Source organism: Streptomyces sp. JL2001, from assembly GCF_050917515.1.
Taxonomy (GTDB): Bacteria; Actinomycetota; Actinomycetes; order Streptomycetales; family Streptomycetaceae; genus Streptomyces.
The window spans coordinates 5,175,428-5,195,657 of record NZ_CP169421.1; the positions used below are offsets into that span (position 1 = coordinate 5,175,428).

Here is a 20,230-nt window from a genome sequence, read left to right on the forward strand (position 1 = left end):
GTGATGGGTGCACACAGGCGGAAGTGCGACTGGTGCGGCAGCGGTACGCCCATCGTCCGGGACATGGACCCGATCAACACCGAGTACCAGTACTGGTGCGAGGAGTGCGCACGGGCGCTGATCATAAAAGGCGACCCGATCGAGACCTACCGCGAGCTGGAGGGCGAGCCGATCTACGGCCGGCTCCTGGAGGAGCACTGCACCCTCAAGCGCTTCTACTCCTTCGCGACGGCCTGACGCCACCACGCCAGGCCGTAGCCCACGAGGAGCGCCGTCATGGTCAGCGGGTAGACCCCCGACAGCAGCATCTGGCCGGCGGTCTGGTCGAGTTCGGGGCGACCGGGGTCGTGCGGCACCCACCACAGCGCGAACGACGCGAACACCAGCGCCACCGCGGGCACCGTCCACCCGGGCCGTATCAGCGCACGCCGGTCCACCAGCAGGATCAGCAGCGGGACGCACCACACCCAGTGGTGGGACCAGGAGATGGGGCTGATCATAAGGGCGGTGACCGCGCAGACCACCACGGCCAGCGCCGTGTCCCCGCGCAGCGCCGCCCGGACCGCGAGCGTCATCGCCACGGCGCCCAGGACCGCCGCGGTCGCCGCCCACCACATGCCCGGATCGTCGGTGTGCATCAGCCGGGCCAGAACCCCGCGCAGCGACTGGTTCGCGGTCTCCTCGGCGAAACCGACCCGGCCCGTCTCGAAGAGCGTCTCGGTCCAGAACCGCTTCGCGTCGTGCGGCAGGGCCAGCGCGCTGGCCAGCGTGATCCCGAGGAAGGCGCCGGTCGCCGTGACCCCCGTGCGGAGCCACTGGTTCCAGCCGCGCTCGCCGCGCCATCGCAGGAAGCCGGCGACGAGCAGGAGGACCACGAAGAGACCCGGTGTGAGCTTCACCGCAGTGGCGAGCCCGATCCCGAGCCCGGCCCAGCGGCTGCCCTCACGCCGGGTGAAGTCCCACAGCACGGCGACCGCGATGAGCAGGTTGATCTGCCCGTACCGCAGCGTCGTCCACACCGGCTCCGACCAGACCACGACCGCGGCCACCAGGAACGTCGCCCGCCACAGGGCCGTCCGCGACAGGGACGGCCGGACCAGTCGCAGCGAGAGCTGGACCAGCGCGACCACCAGCAGGAGGTTTCCCGCGGTCGTCAGGGTCCGCATCAGCGGGACGCCGACCAGCGTCAACGGGACGAACAGCAGGCCGGCGAACGGCGGATAGGTCATGGCGAGGTTCGCCGAGGTGGCGCGCATCGCGTAGAGGTCGCCGCCCGCCCGGACCGTCTCCCCCTCGGCCCGGTAGACCATCACGTCGAGCATGTTCACGTGGGCCAGGCGCTGGGCCACCCAGAAGGCGGCGAAGGAGAACAGGCACACCGCCGCGGCGGTGGCGAGGGGCCACCGACGGGCACGGGTTCGGGTGAGGACGGACGCGGTCACAGAGGGGGACCCTACCCGCCGCCCCCCGGGTCCCGTCCGGGCGATCCTCCCGGGCCCGCGGCCCCGGGCGGCGCCGCCCGACGGGGCCCGGCGGACCGGACACCCCGAGGGCCCCGGGAAACGATTTGTAGTTCCCCCGGGAGGCCGGTTAATGTTCTGTCTGTCGCCGCGGGGGAAACCCGGAACGGGGCGGCGGACAGCAAGGGGCTATAGCTCAGTTGGTAGAGCGCCTGCATGGCATGCAGGAGGTCAGGAGTTCAATTCTCCTTAGCTCCACAGTGAAGAAGAAGCGGGTCATCCGAATCGGATGACCCGCTTCTTCGTGTTCCGGGCCGGCGGCTCAGCCCTTGCCGCTCCCCAGCGCCTTGCGGCCGGTGCCCGGCGGCAGGGCGGGGCGCTCGGCCGGGGCCGCCTCCACGCGCAGCGCGAGCGCCGGGCAGCGGCGTACGGCCCGCTGGGCGCGGCCGCGCAGGTGCATCGGCACCGACGCGTCGGCGAGCGCCGGGTAGCCGTCCGGGCCCAGTCTGATCAGTTCCGGCACGATGTCCGCGCACAGCCCGTGGCCCTGGCACAGCGTCCAGTCGACGGCGAGCTTCTCACCGCTCGGAATCGACTCCTCCGCGTCCTGGTAGCCGGGCGCCGGCAGGGGCAGCACCCCGATCGTCGGCCGGCCGCAGCCGCCGTCGAGGACGTGGGCGGCCAGATCGTCGGTGAACGCCGAGAGCGTCGAGTTGAAGAAGCGGGCCGAGCCGTCCGGGTGCTTGCACGCTCCGCGGCCCTTCACCGCCTGCGTGACCTCCCGCAGGGCCTCCAGTGCGGCCGGGCCGCCACCGTTCAGCAGGTCCGACAGGCCGCCGGCCGCGGCGGGCAGGCCCAGGCGGCAGGGCCCGCACTGGCCGGCCGTCTCCGCCGCCAGCCAGTTGGCGACGCGCAGGGACTCGCCGAGCGGGCAGGTCTCCGGGCCGATGGGCAGGATCGCACCGGCCCCCAGGGCGCCGCCGACGGCGGACAGCGACGCGCGCGAGACGGTGGCGTTGTGAACGGCGACCGAGTCGATCCAGTTGCCGTGGTAGCCGCCGGTGAGGACGCCCTGGGGGAGCGGCGGGGCGCCGGCCAGCTGCAGCACGTAGCGCAGCGGGACACCCGTCGGGACCTCGACCACCATCGGGCGCGCGACCGCCCCGGAGATCGTCAGCATGACCGTGCCGGGCTCGCTGTCGAGCCCGCTGTGGCCGTAGCGGCGCGGGCCGATCCGCGCGGCGATGGCCAGCTGCGCGAACGTCTCGGCGTTCGACAGCAGCGTCGGCGCGCCGCCGACGCCCGACTCCGCGGCGCGCTCCCGGCGCCCCGCCGGCAGGGCCGGGCCGCCGGACGCCGCCCGGATGACCGACGAGGCCTCGCCGGAGACCATCCGCTCGGGGGTGCGGACGACCCGCGCGCGCAGCGCCTGGCCGCGCCGGTCGGAGAGGCCGCGCTCCGCCAGGGCGGAGCGGATGGAGATCTCCGTGGAGTTGCGGGTGACGGCGACGATCAGCGTCCGGGCGCCCAGCGCCTCGGCCGCCAGCAGCGCCCCGTCCAGGATCAGGTGCGGGGCCCGGTTCAGCAGCACCGTGTCCTTGCGGCAGGCGGGCTCGCCCTCGCTGCCGTTGACCACCACCACGGGGCGTACCCCGCGGCGGATCGCCGCCTTGCCGACGGCCCTCAGCTTGCGCCCGAACGGAAAGGCGGCGCCCCCGCGCCCGGTCAGGGATATGTCGTCGGCGAGCTGCGCGAGCTGGTCACCGCCCATCGGCTCCAGCGGCCCGTGCACCTTCAGGTGCATGTCGAGTCCCAGCCGCTCGACCAGGTCGAAGCCCTGGGTGAGCTGTGGCAGACCGACCACGCGGACCTCGGGGACATCGGGGAGCGGGACGTTCACGGGCGGTCTCCTGCGGGTGCGTTCCAGGGTTCACCCGCCGGAGGCGGGCTGGAGTACGTCGGCATAGGCGGCGACGGAGCGGGCCAGTAGCCGGGGCGGGGCGTGGGATCGGGGATGACGGGGAGCTCCTCGGTCATGGGTATGCGCTCGGCGTACGGGACGCCGGGGTCGGTCGGGTACGAGGCGGTGTCCGGCGCCGGGGTGGTGGCCCGCGACACTGCGCGGTACGCGGCCGAGAAGCCGGCACCGGCAGGGGGGACCGGGGCAGCCGGGGCCACCGGCGGCGCGGAAACCGCCTCGTACAACTGCGGTACGGGAGGAGAGACGGCTGTGTTCAAAAACGGCTGAGAAACAGGTCGATCCAGCCACTCGGCGGACAGCGTGGGCGGCTCCTCGCGCAGGCTCTGCTCCCGTTCCGGCCGGACGGGAGGGCCGCTGGGGGCCTCGGCCACGCGCGGGCGGCCCTCCACCGACGCGAGGAGGCCGGCGAGCCGCTCGACCAGCGCACGCTGGGTCGGGGCGGGCAGCAGGCGCAGCGAGACGGCCGCGCCGACGGAGGCCAGCGCCAGGCAGTACATGGTGACGACCCAGGTGGCCGCCGGCCGGCCCGTGTACAGGCCGTGCATCAGGGCGAAGCACCAGGCCGGGTACGCCAGCATGTGCAGGGGCCGCCAGCGGGCGGCGAAGCGGCCGCGGCCCGCCAGGGTGCTGCGCAGCGCGCCGGTCGCGGCGGCGATCACCATCAGCAGCCCGGCGAGCGAACCGAGACCGATGAGACCGCCGGTCCCGGCGACGCCGAGACCGAAGGGGACGAAAGCGCCGATCGCCTCCACGTGACCGAGCGAGACCTTCACGGTGGCGTGCAGCAGCAGGAAGCCGAGCGAGGCGGTGGCCGTCGCGCGGTGGATGCCCTGGGCCAGCAGCCGGTGGCGGGTGGAGAGCAGCAGCCGGTCGGTGGCGGTCAGGCCCCAGGCCACCGACGCGGTCAGGGAGACCAGCGACAGGACGCCGGTGGTGAAGTCGAGCGCGGCCCGGAAGCTGTCGCTGCCTCCGACGGCGAGCAGCGGCAGGACGACCAGCGCCGCGACAGACAGCCCGCCCTGCACCGGCCGGCTCATACCGGGGCGCTGGGCGGGCGACGAACGGATCTTGCGATGAGGGTTCATGGGGGCGACTCCGAATGGTGCGGATAAGCGGTCCCGTTGCCGCATGCTAAGTCGCTGCATACCGACCGGTAGATGGTTTGCAGCGTTTACAGGGCGTGCGAACGGCAACTGACTCTGGGGTTGCCCCGGATAAGGGCGATACGCGGAGTAACCCGGGCGGCCCGGACGACCCGGCCACGGTGTGGAACGTCGGTGCGGCCTGCGCGGGCCCTGCGGTACCCTGACGCCATGCGTGCCGTACGCCTTCTGCTTAGCGAGCCGCGCTGATCAGTCCCGACGGATGAGAGTTCCGGTCGGAATCGGCGCGGCGTCCCCTCCTGTGCGAGGGGATTTTTCATTTCGTGGCAGTGGGCAGAGACGATCGATGGAGCTTCAAGGATCATGAGCGAGATGAATTCGGCTGCCGAGACGGCGGCCCCGCATCGTTATACGGCGGCGATGGCCGCCGACATCGAGGCACGCTGGCAGGACTTCTGGGACGCCGAGGGAACCTACGAGGCGCCCAACCCCACCGGTGACCTGGCGGGCGACCCCGAGATCGCCGCCCGGCCCAAGAAGTTCATCATGGACATGTTCCCGTACCCCTCGGGTGCGGGCCTGCACGTCGGCCACCCGCTGGGCTACATCGCCACCGACGTCTACGCCCGCCACGCGCGCATGTCCGGGCACAACGTCCTGCACACCCTGGGCTTCGACGCCTTCGGCCTGCCCGCCGAGCAGTACGCCGTGCAGACGGGCACGCACCCGCGCGTGTCCACCGAGGCCAACATGGAGAACATGAAGGTCCAGCTGCGCCGGCTGGGCCTGGGCCACGACAAGCGCCGGTCGTTCGCCACGATCGACCCGGAGTACTACAAGTGGACGCAGTGGATCTTCCTGCAGATCTTCAACTCCTGGTACGACGACGAGGCCCGGAAGGCCCGTCCGATCGCCGAGCTGGTCGAGCAGTTCGAGAACGGCACCCGTGAGGTCCCCGGCACGCGTGCGTGGAGCGGGCTGACCGCCGCCGAGCGCGCCGACGTGCTGAGCGAGTACCGCCTGGCCTACGCCTCCGACGCGCCCGTGAACTGGTGCCCCGGACTGGGCACGGTGCTGGCCAACGAGGAGGTCACCGCCGACGGCCGCTCCGAGCGCGGCAACTTCCCCGTCTTCAAGTCCAAGCTGCGCCAGTGGAACATGCGGATCACCGCCTACGCGGACCGCCTGCTGGACGACCTGGACGCGCTGGACTGGCCCGAGGCCATCAAGCTGCAGCAGCGCAACTGGATCGGCCGCTCCGAGGGCGCCCGCGTCGACTTCCAGGTCGGCGACACCGGCGCGATCACCGTCTTCACCACCCGCCAGGACACCCTGTTCGGCGCCACCTACATGGTCCTGGCGCCGGAGCACGACCTGGTCGAGAAGATCGTCCCGGCCGCGTGGCCCGAGGGCACCCACGACGTGTGGACCGGCGGTCACGCCACCCCGGCCGAGGCCGTCGACGCGTACCGCAAGCAGGCCGCCTCCAAGTCCGACGTCGAGCGGCAGGCCGAGGCCAAGGACAAGACCGGCGTCTTCACCGGCGCGTACGCGACCAACCCGGTCAGCGGCGAGCAGGTCCCCGTCTTCATCGCCGACTACGTCCTGATGGGCTACGGCACCGGCGCGATCATGGCCGTCCCGGCCCACGACTCCCGTGACTTCGCCTTCGCGCGCGCCTTCGAGCTGCCGATGCGCTGCGTCGTGGAGCCCAACGACGACCGCGGCACCGACCCGGCGACCTGGGACGACGCCTTCTCCTCCTACGAGGCGAAGCTGGTCAACTCCTCGAACGAGGACGTGGCTCTGGACGGACTGGGCGTGGTCGACGCCAAGGCGCGGATCACCGCCTGGCTGGCCGACCGCGGCATCGGCGAGGGCACCGTCAACTTCCGCCTGCGCGACTGGCTGTTCAGCCGCCAGCGCTACTGGGGCGAGCCCTTCCCGATCGTTTACGACGAGGACGGCGTGGCGCACTCGCTGCCCGAGTCGATGCTGCCGCTGGAGCTGCCGGAGGTCGAGGACTACTCGCCGCGCACCTTCGACCCGGACGACGCGGACACCCAGCCGGAGACCCCGCTGTCCCGCAACGAGGACTGGGTCAACGTCACCCTGGACCTGGGCGACGGCCCCAGGAAGTACCGCCGCGAGACCAACACCATGCCCAACTGGGCCGGCTCCTGCTGGTACGAGCTGCGCTACCTGGACCCGAACAACTCCGAGAAGCTGGTCGACCCGGCCATCGAGCAGTACTGGATGGGGCCGCGCGAGGGCATGCCCACCGGTGGCGTCGACCTGTACGTCGGCGGCGCCGAGCACGCGGTGCTGCACCTGCTGTACGCGCGCTTCTGGTCCAAGATGCTGTTCGACCTGGGCCACATCTCCTCGGCCGAGCCGTTCCACAAGCTGTACAACCAGGGCATGATCCAGGCCTTCGTCTACCGGGACGCGCGCGGCATCGCCGTGCCGGCGGCCGAGGTCGAGGAGCGCGACGGCGCCTTCTTCCACGAGGGCGAGAAGGTCAGCCGCGTCCTGGGCAAGATGGGCAAGTCCCTGAAGAACGCCGTCACGCCCGACGAGATCTGCGCCGAGTACGGCGCCGACACCCTGCGCCTGTACGAGATGGCGATGGGCCCGCTGGACGTCTCCCGCCCCTGGGACACGCGCGCGGTGGTCGGCCAGTACCGCCTGCTGCAGCGCCTGTGGCGCAACATCGTCGACGAGTCGACCGGCGAGGTCACGGTCGTCGACACCGCGCCCGACGAGGAGACCCTGCGCGCGCTGCACAAGGCGATCGACGGGGTCGGGCAGGACATGGCGGCGATGCGCTTCAACACCGCCATCGCCAAGATCACCGAGCTGAACAACCACCTGACGAAGTCGGGCGGCGCGCTCTCCCGGTCGGTCGCCGAGCAGCTGGTGCTGCTGGTCGCCCCGCTGGCCCCGCACATCGCCGAGGAGCTGTGGCGCAAGCTGGGCCACACCGGCTCGGTCGTCCACCGGGACTTCCCGGTCGCGGACCCGGCCTACGTCGTGGACGAGACCGTGACCTGCGTCGTGCAGATCAAGGGCAAGGTCAAGGCCCGCCTGGAGGTCTCCCCGTCCATCACCGACGCGGAGCTGGAGGCGTTGGCGCTGGCCGACGCGCACGTGGTCGCCGCCCTGGGCGGCGCGGAGATCCGCAAGGTGATCGTCCGCGCACCGAAGCTGGTCAACATCGTCGCCTGATCGCGGCACCGGGGTTTTCCCCTACGGGCAGGTTGGGGGTTCCGATGGAACCCCCGGCCTGCCCTTTCCGTTTACGGTGGAGGAAGCGACAACCGAGGGAAACCGACGGACGCCGGAGGGGCGCACATGGAAGCCGCGATTGTGATCATGGCGCTGCTCTTCTTCGCCTTCGTGGCGCTGGGGGTGTACGCGACCGTCAAGGTGGCCAAGGCGGCCAAGCGCGGCGTCGACCGCACTCTCACCCAGGCCAAGCGCACGGTCGAGGACACCACGCTGCGCGCCAAGAGCTACGGGCAGGGCGGGGTCGCGGGCGAGCTGGCCCAACTGCGGCTCTCCCTGCGTACGTCGATGCGCGCCACGCAGGACGCGCTCCAGGCGGCCGCGCCCGAGGACGCCTCCCTCCAGGAGTCCCTGCTCCTGTTCCAGCGGCTCAGCGGCCACGGGCGGGAGCTTGACGAGGACCTGAAGCGGCTGGAGCGGGAGCCGGACCGGGCCAGGGTGGCCGGCGCGCTCGGTGAGCTGCGCGAGCGCACGGAGCGGATCACGCACTCCGCCGAGTCGCTGCGCTGGGCCGCCCGGGACCGGGCGCGGAAGTTCGCGGAGGACGACCTGTCCTCGCTCAGTGCCCAGATCGACGTGGAGGCGGGCGCACTGCGCCACTGGTCGACCGTCGACGACACCCCGGGCTCGCAGCAGGCGGACTTCTCCTGGCCCGAGGCGGACCCTGCCGCGGGAGCCGGGCACGAGCAGGTGTGGCCGGCGGACGGGGCGGCCCAGGACGCGGGCGGGACGCCCGAAGGTCCCGCCCAGGGGCAGCAGCCGCCGCAGGCCATCACGGCACGCGACCCGAGGGTCACGGGCTTCCCGTGGGAGAAGGCTCCCCGGCCGGAGACCACCAACTGACGTCGGGTGGCGCGGTGTCGACGTCGTCCGAGGCAGACGGGGTGAGCGGCCGCACGGCGCGCCCGCGCCGCGGGGGCGGGGTGCGCCCGGCACGTCGGTCGTGGTGCGCGTGGGGGCGGAGTGTCCGGCGGGGCGACGCGGACGGCCCGTGGACGGGGCCCGGGCTGCCGTCGACCGGCTCCTGCGGGTAACCTCCCGCTCATGTCCCGGCATGTCGCGATCGTCACCGATTCCACGGCCTACCTGCCACCCCAGACGATGGAGCGGCACGCCATCACAGCGGTACCGCTGACCGTCGTCGTCGACGACCAGGCCCATGAGGAAGGGACCGAGATCTCGGCCCGTTCGCTGGCGCAGGCGCTGCAGAAGCGCCGGCCGGTGACCACCTCCCGGCCGAGCCCCGAGGTCTTCGCGGCGACCTATCGCGCGGCGGCCGAGGCCGGCGCGAAGGGGGTCGTCTCGCTCCACCTGTCCGCGGAGTTCTCCGGGACGTACGACGCCGCCGTGCTGGCGGCCAAGGACGCGCCCGTGCCCGTGCGGGTCGTGGACACGCGCATGGTGGGGATGGCGCTCGGCTTCTGCGCGCTCGCCGCGGCCGAGGTCGTCGACGCGGGCGGTTCGCTCGACGAAGCGGTGGCCGCGGCGGAGAAGCGCGCCGCCGGGACCTCCGCCTTCTTCTACGTCGACACGCTGGACTACCTCCGCCGCGGCGGACGCATCGGAGCCGCGCAGGCGCTGCTCGGCTCCGCGCTGGCGGTCAAGCCGCTGCTGGAGCTGGACGGCGGCCGGATCGAACTCCGGGAGAAGGTGCGGACCGCGTCGAAGGCCATCGCCCGCTTGGAGGAGATCGCCGTGGAGCGGGCGGCTTCCGGGCCGGTGGACGTCGCCGTGCACCATCTCTCCGCGCCCGAGCGTGCCGCGGCGCTGGCCGACCGGCTGCGGGAGCGCCTGCCCGGCATGAAGGAGCTGCAGGTCAGCGAGGTGGGCGCGGTGATCGGGGCGCACACGGGGCCGGGGCTGCTCGCGGTCGTCGTCTCGCCACGCTGAACGGGGTGGGTGCCCGGGCCGGCGAGAGGCTCTGCGGTGGCGGGCAGCGGGATGCGTCGCGGGCACCGGCTGTGTGAGGCCCCGGAGTCTTGCTTCGGGGCTGGCGGCCGGGCGCCGGGTGGCGCCGTCTGTCCCTCGTGTGAGTGAGGGAATTTTCCACAACCGGGCCTTCATCCACGGATATCGAGGCGTCTCGGCACGATCCCGGTGATCTCCCTACCGTCTGACGCATGGCACTTCGTACACGTATCGCAGGCACGACGACAGCAGCGACCAGCGGCCCGGGACGCGCACCGGGATCGGACGGGCGCGCCCGCTCCGGCGGGCGCGGCTCGCCTCCTGAGCGGGTCCGGCGCGGGACCCGCACCCGACCCCCGGTGCCGGCGGGCGGCGCCGCCACGAGGCGCCGTGGGGAGGCGCTCTTCCCTCCGGCCTCCGGTGTCCCGCTTCCCGTGACCGCCGGAGACGGCGCGGACGAACCGCCGGTGGACCGGGGCGGACCGGAGACGGACACGCCCCGAGGGACCCGGGAGGAGCGCGCGGGACCCACGCTGGGCGAGCGGCTCGCTCTCGCGCTGCGCGAGCGGTTACCGGTGTGGGCGCAGGTGCGCTGCGGACTCGAACCGAGGACGCTGGCCGCGCTGACCGTGATCCTGGTCGTGGCGGCCGGGGTGGCCGGACGGTACTTCTGGACCGGCCGGCCGGAGGCCGTGCGCGCTCCGGAGATCGTGCGTGCGGTGTCGTCTCCCGGGGGTGGGGGGTCGACGGCGGCTCCGGCCGTCCCGATGGCCCTGGAGGGTCCCGCCGGGCCCGTGACGGGGGCACCGTCGGCGGCGGTCGTCGTCGACGTGAACGGCAAGGTGCGACGGCCGGGGGTGCTGACCCTGCCGGCCGGGTCACGGGTCGCGGACGCGCTGAGGGCGGCCGGCGGGGTACGGCCGGGCGCCGACCTCACCGGCCTCAACCGGGCCCGGGTGCTCATGGACGGGGAGCAGGTCGTGGTCGGCCTGCCGGCGGCGGCGCTTCCCGGCGGGAGTCCCGGCTCGGGCATCGGCTCGGGCCTGGGCCCGGCCGGCGGTGTCGCCGGGGCGCGGGCGGCTCCCCTGAGTCTCAACGCGGCCACCGTCGAGCAGCTCGACGCCCTGCCCGGGGTGGGCCCGGTGCTCGCACGGCACATCGTCGACCACCGCACGGAGCACGGGGGCTTCCGGACGGTCGCCGAACTGCGCGAGGTCAACGGCATCGGCGAACGCCGGTTCGCGGATCTCGCACCGCTGGTGCGGCCGTGAACGCGGCCGGCGCGGTCCGTGAGCGCCGTTCTCGTGATCGTGATCGTGATCGTGCTCGTGCCGACGGGCTGGACGGGACCTGCGACGACGGGGGAGAAGGGCGGGACGACGCGCGCGACGGCCACGTGGAAGGACCTGCCGACCTTCGGCTCGTGCCGCCGGCGTTGGCCGCCTGGGGGGCGGCGGCGGTCGCCGTGGGCGTCCCGGGTTGGTGGACGGTCGCGGGCGTGCTGGTCTGTGTGGGCGGCGCGGCCCTGCTGCTGATCCCGGTGGTGGCAGGGCCCGGCGGACCGGGGTGGGGACTCACGGCGACGGCGGGGGCGGCGGTCCTGCTCTGTGCGGCGGCCGGCGCCGCGTCGGGCGGTCTGCACGCCGCGGACCTGCGGCGCGGCCCGGTGCCGGGACTCGCGGAGAGACACGCCCGAGCCGCTGCGGAGGTGACGATCCTGTCCGATCCACGGCTCACCCGTCCCCGGGTCCGCGGCGACCGGACGGCACCCGTCTCCGTCGTCGCGAGGGCCGAGGTGACGCGGATCGAGCCGGCCGACGGCTCGGTCCACCACGCCAGGACGCCTGTGCTGTTGGTCGTGCCCGCGGGGAAGGGGCAGCGGGAGTGGCTGAGGGTGCTGCCGTCGACCCGCCTGCGGATCCAGGCGCGGCTGGCACCCCCACTACGCTCCGGCGAACCGTTCGCCGCGGTGATGCGGGTCGACGCCACGGGGCCGCCGCGGATCACCGGGCCGCCGAGCGTCCCGCAACGCACCGCGGGGGAGCTCCGGGCCGGCCTGCGACGGGCGACCGACGGACTGTCCCCGGACGCGCGGGCGTTGCTGCCGGGGCTGGTCGTCGGGGACACCGCCCGGATCGGGCCCGATCTCGCCGAGGCCTTCGAGGCCACCGACCTCACCCACCTGCTGGCGGTGTCGGGCTCGAACCTCACCGTCGTTCTGCTGCTTCTCGTCGGGCGGCCGGGGACCGCCCTTCGGGCCGAACGCGGAGGGCTCGCGCCCCGGCTCGGCATCCCCCTGCGGTCCACCGCGCTCGCCGGGGGCGGCCTGACGATGGCCTTCGTCGTCGTGTGCCGGCCCGATCCCAGCGTCCTTCGGGCCGCGGCCTGTGGTCTCGTCGCCCTGCTGGCCATCGCGACCGGCCGCCGCAGGTCGATGATCCCGGCACTGGCCGCGGCGGTGATGGCGCTGGTGCTGTACGACCCGTGGCTGGCGCGGAGTTACGGCTTCCTGCTCTCCGTCCTGGCCACCGGAGCGCTGCTCACGCTCGCGCCGCGCTGGAGCGGGGCGCTGAGGCGGCGCCGGGTACCGGACCGGCTCGCCGAGGCGGTCGCCGCTGCCCTGGCGGCCCAGGCGGTCTGCGCTCCGGTGGTGGCGGTGTTCGCCGCCCGGGTCAGCCTGGTCGCCATCCCCGCCAACCTGCTCGCCGAGCCGGCCGTCGCGCCGGCCACGGTGCTCGGCTTCACCGTTCTCGCCCTGGCACCGGTCGCGCCCTCGGCCGCCGCATGGGTGGCGCGGATCGCGGCCTGGCCCGTCGAGTGGATCGCGGGAGTGGCCCGGTGGGGTGCGGCGCTGCCGGGGGCGGAGGCGGCCTGGCCCGGCGGCTGGTGGGGCGGACTGCTGCTGGCGGGGATCTTTGGGGTGGCGGTGCCAGCCGCCAGGAAGGTGCCGTACCGGCGCGGGATCGCCGCCTGCTGCGCGGTGTTGCTGTTCCTCGTCGTCGTGCGTCCGGCGCCGCTGGCGCGGCTGGCCACCGGTTGGCCGCCGCCGGGCTGGGTGTTCGCGATGTGCCAGGTCGGGCAGGGGGACGCGACGGTGCTGGCGGCGGGCGGGGACACGGCTGTCGTGGTCGACGCCGGACCGGATCCGGCGCTGGTGGACCGCTGTCTGGGCGAACTCGGGGTACGCCGGATCCCGTTGCTGGTGCTCACGCACTTCCACGCGGACCACGTCGCCGGACTGCCCGGGGTGCTGCGTGGCCGGTCGGTCGGCGCCGTCCAGACCACGGGGCTCGAAGAACCGGCAGGACAGGCGGCGTTCGTGCACCGGACGGCCTCGGCGGCCGGGGTTCCGGTGGTCCGGGCCGTGGCCGGGGAGCGGCGGCGCCTCGGGCCGCTGGAGTGGCACGTGCTCTGGCCCCGGGAGCGGTTCGCGGGGAGGGGACCGGAGGAGTCCGAACCGAACGACGCGAGCGTCACCCTGCTCGTCCGGACCGTGGGAGGGCTGAGCCTGCTCCTGCTGGGCGACCTCGAACCACCCGCCCAGCAGGGCCTGTTGCGTGCCCACCCGGCGCTTGCGCCGGTGGATGTCCTCAAGGTCGCCCACCATGGCTCCCCCTACCAGGACCCCGGGCTGATACGGGCGGTGCGGCCGAGGCTGGCGCTGGTCTCGACCGGGCGCGACAACCCGTACGGCCATCCCTCGCCACGGACCGTCGGGGCGCTGCGCGCGGGAGGTGCGGAGGTGCTCAGAACGGATCGGGACGGGGCCGTCGCGGTCGTGGGGGCGGGCCGGGAACTGCGCGCCGTGCCGAGAGGAGCCGAGTGAGGGGAGATCTTCTTGTAAAGAAGTCTTTCTAAAGATAGCTTTACATCATGCCGGAGAACGAGCCCGCAGCCGCGCCCCCGGGCGACGAGCAGCCCCGCAGCATCCATCTCACCGACCCCCGGGCCCTGCGCGCCTACGCCCACCCGACGCGGATGACCCTGGTGGGGCTGCTGCGGCGGAGTGGGCCGTTCACGGCGACCCGGGCCGCCGAGCTGACCGGGGAATCGGTGGCCAGCTGCTCGTACCACCTGCGGATACTCGCGAAGTACGGGCTGGTGGAGGAGGCGCCGGGCGGCCGGGGGAGGGAGAAGCCGTGGCGGGCCACAGCCCTGTACACGGACTGGCCCGGAGCCAGTGAGGACGCGGCCGTCGCGCAAGCGGCGGACGCGTTGACCGCGGCGGCCGCCGAGCGGTACTTCGCACGGGTCCTGGAGGCCATGAAAGACCGGAGCGGGCTGCCGCGGGAATGGCGGGAGGCCGAGCAGTTCGGCGACTCCCTGCTGTACCTCACGCCGGCCGAGCTCGCGGACTTCGGCCGGCGGGTCGAGGAGCTGCTGCTGCCCTACGAGGCGCGCGGATCCGACCCGTCGCTGCGGCCCGACGGCGCCCGGCCGGTGAGCATCCTGCGGATCGCCTACCTGGACCGCGAACTCCCGGACGAGACCGGCCTGGAGAGCGCGGCGAACGGTGCGGCCGACGAAGTCGACGCGGCGGACGTGACCGACGAGACCAGCGCGGCCGACGGTGGCGACACGACCGACGACGACACGGGCGCGACCGACGGCGTCGACACGGACAACGACGACACGAACATCGTCGACACGAACATCGACGACACCGGCACGACCGGTGGCATCGACGAGGGGGAGAGATGAGACTGGCCGGGCGTATACCCGAACTCCTGCGCGAGCGCAGCTTCCGGCGTTACTGGGCCGGCCAGACCGTGTCCCTCGTGGGGGACCAGATCTCGCTCATCGCGATCCCGCTCGCCGCGGTGCTCGTCCTCGGTGCCGACGCCGCCGAGATGGGCTGGCTCAAGACCGCCGAACTGCTGCCCGCGCTCCTCCTCAACATGCCCCTCGGTGCCTGGTCCGACCGGCAGGCGCGGCGACGGCGCGCGATGATCGCCGCCGACCTCGGCCGGGCCGTACTGCTGTTGACGCTTCCGGCCGCGTACCTCCTCGACGCCCTCACCCTCGGTCAGCTCTACCTGGTGGCGTTCGGGGTCGGCGCGCTGACCGTGCTCTTCGAGGTCTGCAACACCACGCTGTTCGTCGCACTGGTCCCCACCGGGCGTTACGTCCAGGCGAACTCGCTCGTCAACGGCAGCCGTTCGATGGCCTGGCTCGCGGGGCCCGGGGTGGGAGGCGTGCTGGTCCAGGTCCTCACCGCGCCCTTCGCCCTGCTCGCCGACGCCCTCACCTACCTCGTGTCGGCCGGCTACCTCTGCCGGATCGACCCGGTGGAACCCCCGCCGTCGCCGGTCGCCAAGGGCCACTTCACCGAGGGGCTGCGCTGGGTCGTGCGCAACGCCTCGATGCGGGCGCTGTTCGCCGCGTCCGGGACGATCCAGTTCTTCAACTACATGTTCCACACGCTGTTCGTGCTGTACGCGACGACCGAACTCGGGCTGAGCCCCGGTGTTCTCGGCGCAGTGCTCGGCGCGGGAGCCGTCGGTGGCCTGATCGGGGCCGCGTGCAGTGGAGCGGTCGTACGGCGCTTCGGGATAGGCCGCTCCATCGTCGCCGGCTTCCTCGGCTTCACCCTGCCCCTGCTGCTGATCCCGCTGGCCGAGGGGCCGACGCTTCTGGTCGTCATCCTGCTGTTCGTCGCCGAGTTCCTCTCCTGCGCGGCGGTCATGGTCGTCGACATCGCCGCGGGCTCCTTCCAGATGGCGCTGATACCCGACGCCGTCCGGGCCCGGGTGATGGGCGCCTACCGCACCCTGAACCACGGATTCCGCCCGCTCGGCGCACTCGTCGGCGGTCTCCTCGGCACGGCGCTGGGGCTGCGCCCGACCCTGTGGATCGCCACCGCCGGTGCCGTGCTCAGCGTGTTCTGGCTGCTGCCGTCCCCGCTTCCCCGCGTTCGCGAACTGCCCGCGCCGGCGGTGAATCCGGCCCAGGTGGAGGAGCCGACGTCGGCCTGAGCGGCGGCTCACCTCATACGAGCCAGACGCCGTCACGCATCAGTTCGCGCTCGGCCAGCTCGTTCTCCTCGCGCCACGCCTTCATCGTCCTGGGTGTCACGCGAAGGTAGACCCAGGCGGGCCGGTCGCGGGGATCCCAGGCCAGTTTCGCCGCGAACGCGTCGGCCGAGGCGGTCGGCAGGCGATGGCCCTCGACCACCTCGGCCGTCCCGTCCACGAGCACGACGTCGCGGGTGTGCCCCAGACTGAGCCGGACCCTGCCGCCCGGTGTGAGATTGCGGGCGGTGGGATTGGTCCGGCGGGTGCACAGCAGCACGGTGCCCCGGTCGGGTGCCGTCCCTGTCTCCGTGCCCGCACCCGCACCCGCACCCGCGTCAGTGCTCGTGCCAGTGCCACTGCCACTGCCACTGCCACTGCCACTGCCACTGCCAGTGTCCGCGTCCGCGTCGGCGCCGGTGTTCGCGGCGAAGTGTCCGTCGCGGGCCCGGGAGTCGCCGGTGGTGTCCCACACGAAGGACAGCGGGACGAGACAGGGCTCGCCGTCCGCCGACGCGGTCGCCACCCAGAGGTCCTCGTCGTGCTCCAGCCGGGCCAGCACGTCCTGCTTGCGTCGCGAACGGGAGCGCGGCGGTTCGTGATCGGTCATGGCCGCACCGTAGCCAGGCTCGCGGTCGACCACCTCGGCCCACGGTCCTAGGTCCTGTCGGCAAAATCCCGCCCCCGGCACGGCGGTTGGGCCTACGACCGAAGCCGCATGGCGGTTCGTCGGGGGGCCCGGCAGACTGCGGGCATGACCAGTTCCGCCACCGCCGAACGACCGGACACCGACGCCTACCTGGAGCGCATCGGGGCCACCCGCCCCGCTCGGCCCGACGCCGCCGCGCTGCGCGAACTCCACCTGCGGCATCTGCGGAGCGTCCCCTTCGAGAACCTCTCGATCCATCTCGGCGAGAACATCGTGCTGGACGAGAAGGCTCTCCTGGACAAGGTCGTCGCCGCCCGGCGGGGCGGGTTCTGCTACGAGGTCAACGCCACGTTCGCCGCGCTCCTGCGTGCGCTCGGCTTCCGCGTCGCCCTCCTCCAGGGGCGTTGCTTCGGCAAGGAGGGGCGCCTCGGCATCCCGTACGACCACATGGCGCTGCTGGTGGAGACGCGGGACGAGGGGCGGTGGCTCGCCGACGTGGGGTTCGGCAACCACAGCCACTTCCCGCTGGCCCTCGACGAGCGCGAGGAGCAGCGGGATCCGGGGGGCGTCTTCCGTATCGCGCCCACCGCGGACGGAGACCTCGACGTGCTGCGGGACGGCCGACCGCAGTACCGCCTCGAAACGCGGCCGCGCGAGCTCGCCGACTTCACGGCGGGCGCCTGGTACCACCGCACCTCGCCGGAGTCCCACTTCCCGCGCTCCCTCATCTGCTCCCGTCTCACGGAGGAGGGCCGGATCACGCTCAGCGGCCACAAGCTGGTGACCACGGTGGGCGAGCAGCGGGACGAGCGGCTGCTGGAGACGGACGACGAGGTGAGGGCCGCGTACCGGGACCTGTTCGGCGTCGTGCTCGACGAGCTGCCGGTGATCCGCGCGCACGCTTAGGTCCTGTCCGGAAGGGCCGGGACGCAGGGTCCGAGTCCGGTGGACGGCCGGCGTCAGGGGGCCTCCAGCCAGCCCTCGTACTCCGCGGCCAGCGCGTCGAGCGCCGCCGCGTCCAGGCGGGCGTCCGGGTCCTCCACCACGACCAGCCACTGGGCGTCCTCGGCGTCGTCCTCGCCCGCCAGGGCGTCCCGGACCAACTGCGGCTCCTCGGCGAGGCCGAAGCGGTCGGGCAGCTCCTCGGCGACCTCCTCCGCGGCATCACGGTCGGGCAGCACCAGTACGTGTCTCACATCGCTCACGGGGACATTCTCCGGCACCGGGGCATCGGTCCGGCCGGGGGTGTCAGCGGCCCGTGGGATGCTGGGACGCGATGGCACCCAGGAAGAATTCCACCGACGACCTCCTCGCCCCCGTGACGCTCGCCGTGGGCCAGGAGGACCTCCTCCTCGACCGCGCGGTCCAGCAGGTGGTGGCGGCCGCGCGGGCCGCCGACGCCGACACGGACGTGCGCGACCTCGGCCCCGAGCAGCTGCAGCCGGGCACCCTGGCCGAACTGACCAGCCCCTCGCTCTTCGCCGAGCGCAAGGTCCTGGTCGTCCGGAACGCCCAGGACCTGTCCGCGGACACGATCAAGGAGATCAAGGCCTACCTCGACGCGCCCTTCGAGGAGATCACGCTCGTGCTGCTCCACGCGGGCGGCGTCAAGGGCAAGGGTCTGCTCGACGCGGCGCGCAAGGCCGGCGCCCGCGAGGTGGCCTGCCCGAAGACGACGAAGCCGGCGGAACGCCTGACGTTCGTGCGGCAGGAGTTCCGGACGCTGGGACGGTCCGCCACCCCGGAGGCGTGCCAGGCACTGGTCGACGCGATCGGAAGCGACCTGCGGGAGCTGGCGTCTGCGGCGTCCCAGCTGACCGCGGACGTCGAGGGCACGATCGACGAGGCCATCGTCGGGCGGTACTACACGGGGCGGGCCGAGGCGTCGTCGTTCAACGTCGCGGACCGCGCCGTCGAGGGGCGGGCGGCGGAGGCGCTGGAGGCGCTGCGCTGGTCGCTCTCCACGGGTGTTCCGGCGGTGCTCATCACCAGCGCGCTGGCCCAGGGCGTCCGGGCGATCGGCAAGCTCTCGTCGGCGCGCGGCGGCCGGCCGGCGGACCTGGCGCGGGAGCTCGGCATGCCGCCGTGGAAGATCGACCGGGTCCGGCAGCAGATGAGGGGCTGGACACCGGACGGGGTGTCGCTCGCGCTGCGGGCGGTGGCGGAGGCCGACGCCGGCGTCAAGGGCGGGGGAGACGACCCGGAGTACGCGCTGGAGAAGGCGGTCGTCGCGGTGGCCAGGGCGGCGAGACTGCGCCGCTAGCGAGGTGACGGGCCCGCGGCCCGTCACGCGCTCGGTGCCGGGCCCGCGGCCGCCGGGCCACCCCCGTGCCTCACCGGTCTCCGTCACGATCCGGCCCCGCCTCCCGACCGGGCCCAGGCGTACGGGCGCGCCCGCCGGCCGGGTGCGCCGGCCGGCCCCGCACGCCGCGGGCGCACGGGCGGCCCCGCAACTGATCCGCTGCGGCGTCACACGCCCCGGTGAAGGCGCCAGACGTTGTCCACGCGGGTGCCCGGCGCGCCCTCGGGGGACGGGGTGGCGCTTTCCACTCCGTCCAGCGTCTCGACGCTCCACCCGGACGGCAGGTCGAGCACGTCCAGCACGCCCCGCAGCGTCGGGAAGACGACGCCGGCCGGGTGGTCGTCCGGGCCGTGCCAGGACGGCCAGCCCCCGTGCATGACCACGAGGAGGTGTCCGCCCGGGGCCACCGCCGCGGCCGCCCGCCGCAGGACGCCGTCCTGGTCCAGGGCGACCGGCGACTGCAGGAACTGGGCGCTGACCAGGTCGAACGTGCCCTCGGGGAAGGTCGCGCCGAGTTCGTGGCGCTCCCAGGAGACACGCTCGCCCACGCCCTCCCGCTCGGCGTGCTCGGCGGCGCGCGCGAGAGCCGTGGCGGAGATGTCCACGCCGGTGACCCGCCAGCCCTGCTCCGCCAGCCATACGGCGTCGGCGCCCTCGCCGCACCCCAGGTCCAGCGCGGTACCCGGGCGCAGCGCGGCCACCTCACGCACCAGCAGCGGGTTGGGCCGGCCGCTCCAGACGCGGTCGCTGCCCCGGTAGCGCTCCTCCCAGAACGCACGGGGGTCGGTGGTCTGCGCCGGCGCGCCCGACCCGCACGGCGCGGAGGACGGGGACGGCGCGGTGGACGAAGACGGGACGGAGGACGGGGGCGGTACGGAAGACATGGCGGCTCCTCGTGGCGGACGGGTGGCGGCCGGCTGCCCGGACTGCTGGGCGGCGCGAGGCGGAACCGGTCCGCGTGGACGGGACGGGGCGGACGGTCCCGCCGGGACCGTCCGCGGGTCACCCTGACCCACTGGCGGCGAGGAGGCGATTTTCTTTGAGGAAACGGCAAAAACGCCGGGCGCCGGGCCGTCCGGGCCCGAACGCACCGAAGGCCCCGCTCCTCCTGGGGAAGGAGGACGCGGGGCCTTCGGTGTGAAGACGGTGGGCCCGTGCACGCGTGGCGAACGCGTATCGCGCACGAGTCCGGGTTGCCGGGTGGGAGCGGGAGAGAGGGCCCGCTGATTCCCGTCCGGCGGTTACATCAGAGCTCAGCCCTGGAGGGCGGCAACCTTGGTGGCCAGCGCCGACTTCTTGTTGGCGGCGGCGTTCTTGTGGATGACGCCCTTCGAGACAGCCTTGTCGAGCGCGCGGGAGGCGGCGCGAGAGGCCACGACGGCCTTCTCGACGTCACCCGCGGCGACGGCCTCGCGGGCCTTGCGGATCGCGGTCTTGAGCGAGGACTTGACGGCCTTGTTGCGCAGGCGCGCCTTCTCGTTCGTCTTGTTCCGCTTGATCTGGGACTTGATGTTCGCCACGAAAGAGC

The 20,230-nt window shown here is 73.4% G+C and carries 16 protein-coding genes, 1 tRNA gene and 2 pseudogenes; 11 read left to right on the forward strand and 8 right to left on the reverse strand.

Going from position 1 to position 20,230, the window contains the following annotated elements; all coding sequences use genetic code 11:
- Positions 1 to 3: 3 nt before the first annotated feature.
- A complete protein-coding gene (locus tag ACE1OA_RS23045; protein WP_147977981.1) occupies positions 4 to 237 on the forward strand; it encodes a hypothetical protein in 234 nt (77 codons plus the stop codon).
- Here the strand turns inward: ACE1OA_RS23045 and ACE1OA_RS23050 are convergent.
- Entirely contained in the window at positions 216 to 1,442 is a 1,227-nt protein-coding gene (locus tag ACE1OA_RS23050; protein WP_432753298.1) for a glycosyltransferase 87 family protein, read from the reverse strand. The two genes, ACE1OA_RS23045 and ACE1OA_RS23050, sit on opposite strands and share 22 nt — an antisense overlap.
- A gap of 203 nt (positions 1,443 to 1,645) precedes the next feature.
- Between ACE1OA_RS23050 and ACE1OA_RS23055 the strand changes: the two genes are divergently transcribed.
- Positions 1,646 to 1,718 (forward strand) — tRNA-Ala (locus ACE1OA_RS23055).
- Positions 1,719 to 1,782: 64 nt separating this feature from the next.
- On the opposite strand, the gene ACE1OA_RS23060 is transcribed toward ACE1OA_RS23055, so the two are convergent.
- Both ACE1OA_RS23060 and ACE1OA_RS23065 read right to left on the reverse strand, forming a co-directional pair.
- Entirely contained in the window at positions 1,783 to 3,360 is a 1,578-nt protein-coding gene (locus ACE1OA_RS23060; RefSeq protein WP_356598715.1) for an NADH-ubiquinone oxidoreductase-F iron-sulfur binding region domain-containing protein, read from the reverse strand.
- Positions 3,357 to 4,526, reverse strand: coding sequence for a hypothetical protein (locus ACE1OA_RS23065; protein WP_356598713.1), 1,170 nt, complete (start codon positions 4,524 to 4,526; stop codon positions 3,357 to 3,359). Before ACE1OA_RS23065 ends, ACE1OA_RS23060 begins: the two co-directional genes overlap by 4 nt.
- Before the next feature lie 381 nt (positions 4,527 to 4,907).
- Between ACE1OA_RS23065 and leuS the strand changes: the two genes are divergently transcribed.
- The 7 genes from leuS (at position 4,908) to ACE1OA_RS23100 (ending at position 15,715) form a co-directional block, all read left to right on the forward strand.
- Entirely contained in the window at positions 4,908 to 7,772 is a 2,865-nt protein-coding gene (leuS, locus tag ACE1OA_RS23070; RefSeq protein WP_384870524.1) for a leucine--tRNA ligase, read from the forward strand.
- Positions 7,773 to 7,898: 126 nt separating this feature from the next.
- Positions 7,899 to 8,675: a hypothetical protein gene (locus ACE1OA_RS23075; RefSeq protein ID WP_384870522.1), complete on the forward strand. Its 777-nt coding sequence runs from the start codon at positions 7,899 to 7,901 to the stop codon at positions 8,673 to 8,675.
- Positions 8,676 to 8,876: 201 nt separating this feature from the next.
- Positions 8,877 to 9,722 carry a DegV family protein gene (locus ACE1OA_RS23080; protein WP_432753299.1) on the forward strand — a complete coding sequence of 282 codons (846 nt, stop codon included), beginning with the start codon at positions 8,877 to 8,879 and terminating at the stop codon, positions 9,720 to 9,722.
- Positions 9,723 to 10,174: 452 nt separating this feature from the next.
- Complete coding sequence (locus tag ACE1OA_RS23085; protein ID WP_432753300.1) at positions 10,175 to 11,011, forward strand: helix-hairpin-helix domain-containing protein; 837 nt, start codon at positions 10,175 to 10,177, stop codon at positions 11,009 to 11,011.
- 68 nt (positions 11,012 to 11,079) lie between these two features.
- Entirely contained in the window at positions 11,080 to 13,566 is a 2,487-nt protein-coding gene (locus tag ACE1OA_RS23090) for a ComEC/Rec2 family competence protein (RefSeq protein ID WP_432754090.1), read from the forward strand.
- A gap of 47 nt (positions 13,567 to 13,613) precedes the next feature.
- Complete coding sequence (locus ACE1OA_RS23095; RefSeq protein WP_384870516.1) at positions 13,614 to 14,441, forward strand: winged helix-turn-helix domain-containing protein; 828 nt, start codon at positions 13,614 to 13,616, stop codon at positions 14,439 to 14,441.
- Positions 14,438 to 15,715, forward strand: coding sequence for an MFS transporter (locus ACE1OA_RS23100; protein ID WP_432753301.1), 1,278 nt, complete (start codon positions 14,438 to 14,440; stop codon positions 15,713 to 15,715). Before ACE1OA_RS23095 ends, ACE1OA_RS23100 begins: the two co-directional genes overlap by 4 nt.
- Positions 15,716 to 15,728: 13 nt before the next feature.
- Here the strand turns inward: ACE1OA_RS23100 and ACE1OA_RS23105 are convergent.
- Positions 15,729 to 16,043 (reverse strand): annotated as a pseudogene (locus tag ACE1OA_RS23105) (pyridoxamine 5'-phosphate oxidase family protein); the annotation flags it as partial.
- Positions 16,044 to 16,217: 174 nt separating this feature from the next.
- Positions 16,218 to 16,361, reverse strand: a pseudogene (locus ACE1OA_RS23110) (pyridoxamine 5'-phosphate oxidase family protein); the annotation flags it as partial.
- A 144-nt stretch (positions 16,362 to 16,505) separates the two neighbouring features.
- On the opposite strand from ACE1OA_RS23110, the gene ACE1OA_RS23115 reads away from it, so the two are divergent.
- Positions 16,506 to 17,306, forward strand: coding sequence for an arylamine N-acetyltransferase family protein (locus tag ACE1OA_RS23115; RefSeq protein WP_384870512.1), 801 nt, complete (start codon positions 16,506 to 16,508; stop codon positions 17,304 to 17,306).
- Between the two features lie 53 nt (positions 17,307 to 17,359).
- Here the strand turns inward: ACE1OA_RS23115 and ACE1OA_RS23120 are convergent, their stop codons facing one another.
- Positions 17,360 to 17,605: a hypothetical protein gene (locus ACE1OA_RS23120; RefSeq protein WP_147977970.1), complete on the reverse strand. Its 246-nt coding sequence runs from the start codon at positions 17,603 to 17,605 to the stop codon at positions 17,360 to 17,362.
- 71 nt (positions 17,606 to 17,676) lie between these two features.
- Between ACE1OA_RS23120 and holA the strand changes: the two genes are divergently transcribed.
- A complete protein-coding gene (holA, locus tag ACE1OA_RS23125) occupies positions 17,677 to 18,663 on the forward strand; it encodes a DNA polymerase III subunit delta (RefSeq protein ID WP_356598694.1) in 987 nt (328 codons plus the stop codon).
- Positions 18,664 to 18,869: 206 nt separating this feature from the next.
- Here the strand turns inward: holA and ACE1OA_RS23130 are convergent, their stop codons facing one another.
- Together ACE1OA_RS23130 and rpsT are read right to left on the reverse strand one after the other, a co-directional pair.
- The gene (locus tag ACE1OA_RS23130) at positions 18,870 to 19,586 is read right to left on the reverse strand and encodes a class I SAM-dependent methyltransferase (RefSeq protein ID WP_432753302.1); all 717 of its coding nucleotides are present in this window, start codon (positions 19,584 to 19,586) and stop codon (positions 18,870 to 18,872) included.
- A gap of 369 nt (positions 19,587 to 19,955) precedes the next feature.
- Positions 19,956 to 20,222 (reverse strand): 30S ribosomal protein S20, encoded by a 267-nt coding sequence (gene rpsT / locus ACE1OA_RS23135; RefSeq protein WP_137989361.1) that lies wholly within the window; start codon positions 20,220 to 20,222, stop codon positions 19,956 to 19,958.
- Positions 20,223 to 20,230 lie beyond the last annotated feature (8 nt).

Bases quoted from the DNA above. Each gene is read 5' to 3' on its own strand.
- ACE1OA_RS23100 (WP_432753301.1), top strand. From the start codon at position 14,438: ATGAGACTGGCCGGGCGTATACCCGAACTCCTGCGCGAGCGCAGCTTC.
- ACE1OA_RS23080 (WP_432753299.1), top strand. From the start codon at position 8,877: ATGTCCCGGCATGTCGCGATCGTCACCGATTCCACGGCCTACCTGCCA.
- ACE1OA_RS23045 (WP_147977981.1), top strand. From the start codon at position 4: ATGGGTGCACACAGGCGGAAGTGCGACTGGTGCGGCAGCGGTACGCCC.
- ACE1OA_RS23130 (WP_432753302.1), bottom strand. From the start codon at position 19,586: ATGTCTTCCGTACCGCCCCCGTCCTCCGTCCCGTCTTCGTCCACCGCG.
- ACE1OA_RS23115 (WP_384870512.1), top strand. From the start codon at position 16,506: ATGACCAGTTCCGCCACCGCCGAACGACCGGACACCGACGCCTACCTG.
- ACE1OA_RS23075 (WP_384870522.1), top strand. From the start codon at position 7,899: ATGGAAGCCGCGATTGTGATCATGGCGCTGCTCTTCTTCGCCTTCGTG.
- holA (WP_356598694.1), top strand. From the start codon at position 17,677: ATGGCACCCAGGAAGAATTCCACCGACGACCTCCTCGCCCCCGTGACG.
- leuS (WP_384870524.1), top strand. From the start codon at position 4,908: ATGAGCGAGATGAATTCGGCTGCCGAGACGGCGGCCCCGCATCGTTAT.
- ACE1OA_RS23065 (WP_356598713.1), bottom strand. From the start codon at position 4,526: ATGAACCCTCATCGCAAGATCCGTTCGTCGCCCGCCCAGCGCCCCGGT.
- ACE1OA_RS23095 (WP_384870516.1), top strand. From the start codon at position 13,614: ATGCCGGAGAACGAGCCCGCAGCCGCGCCCCCGGGCGACGAGCAGCCC.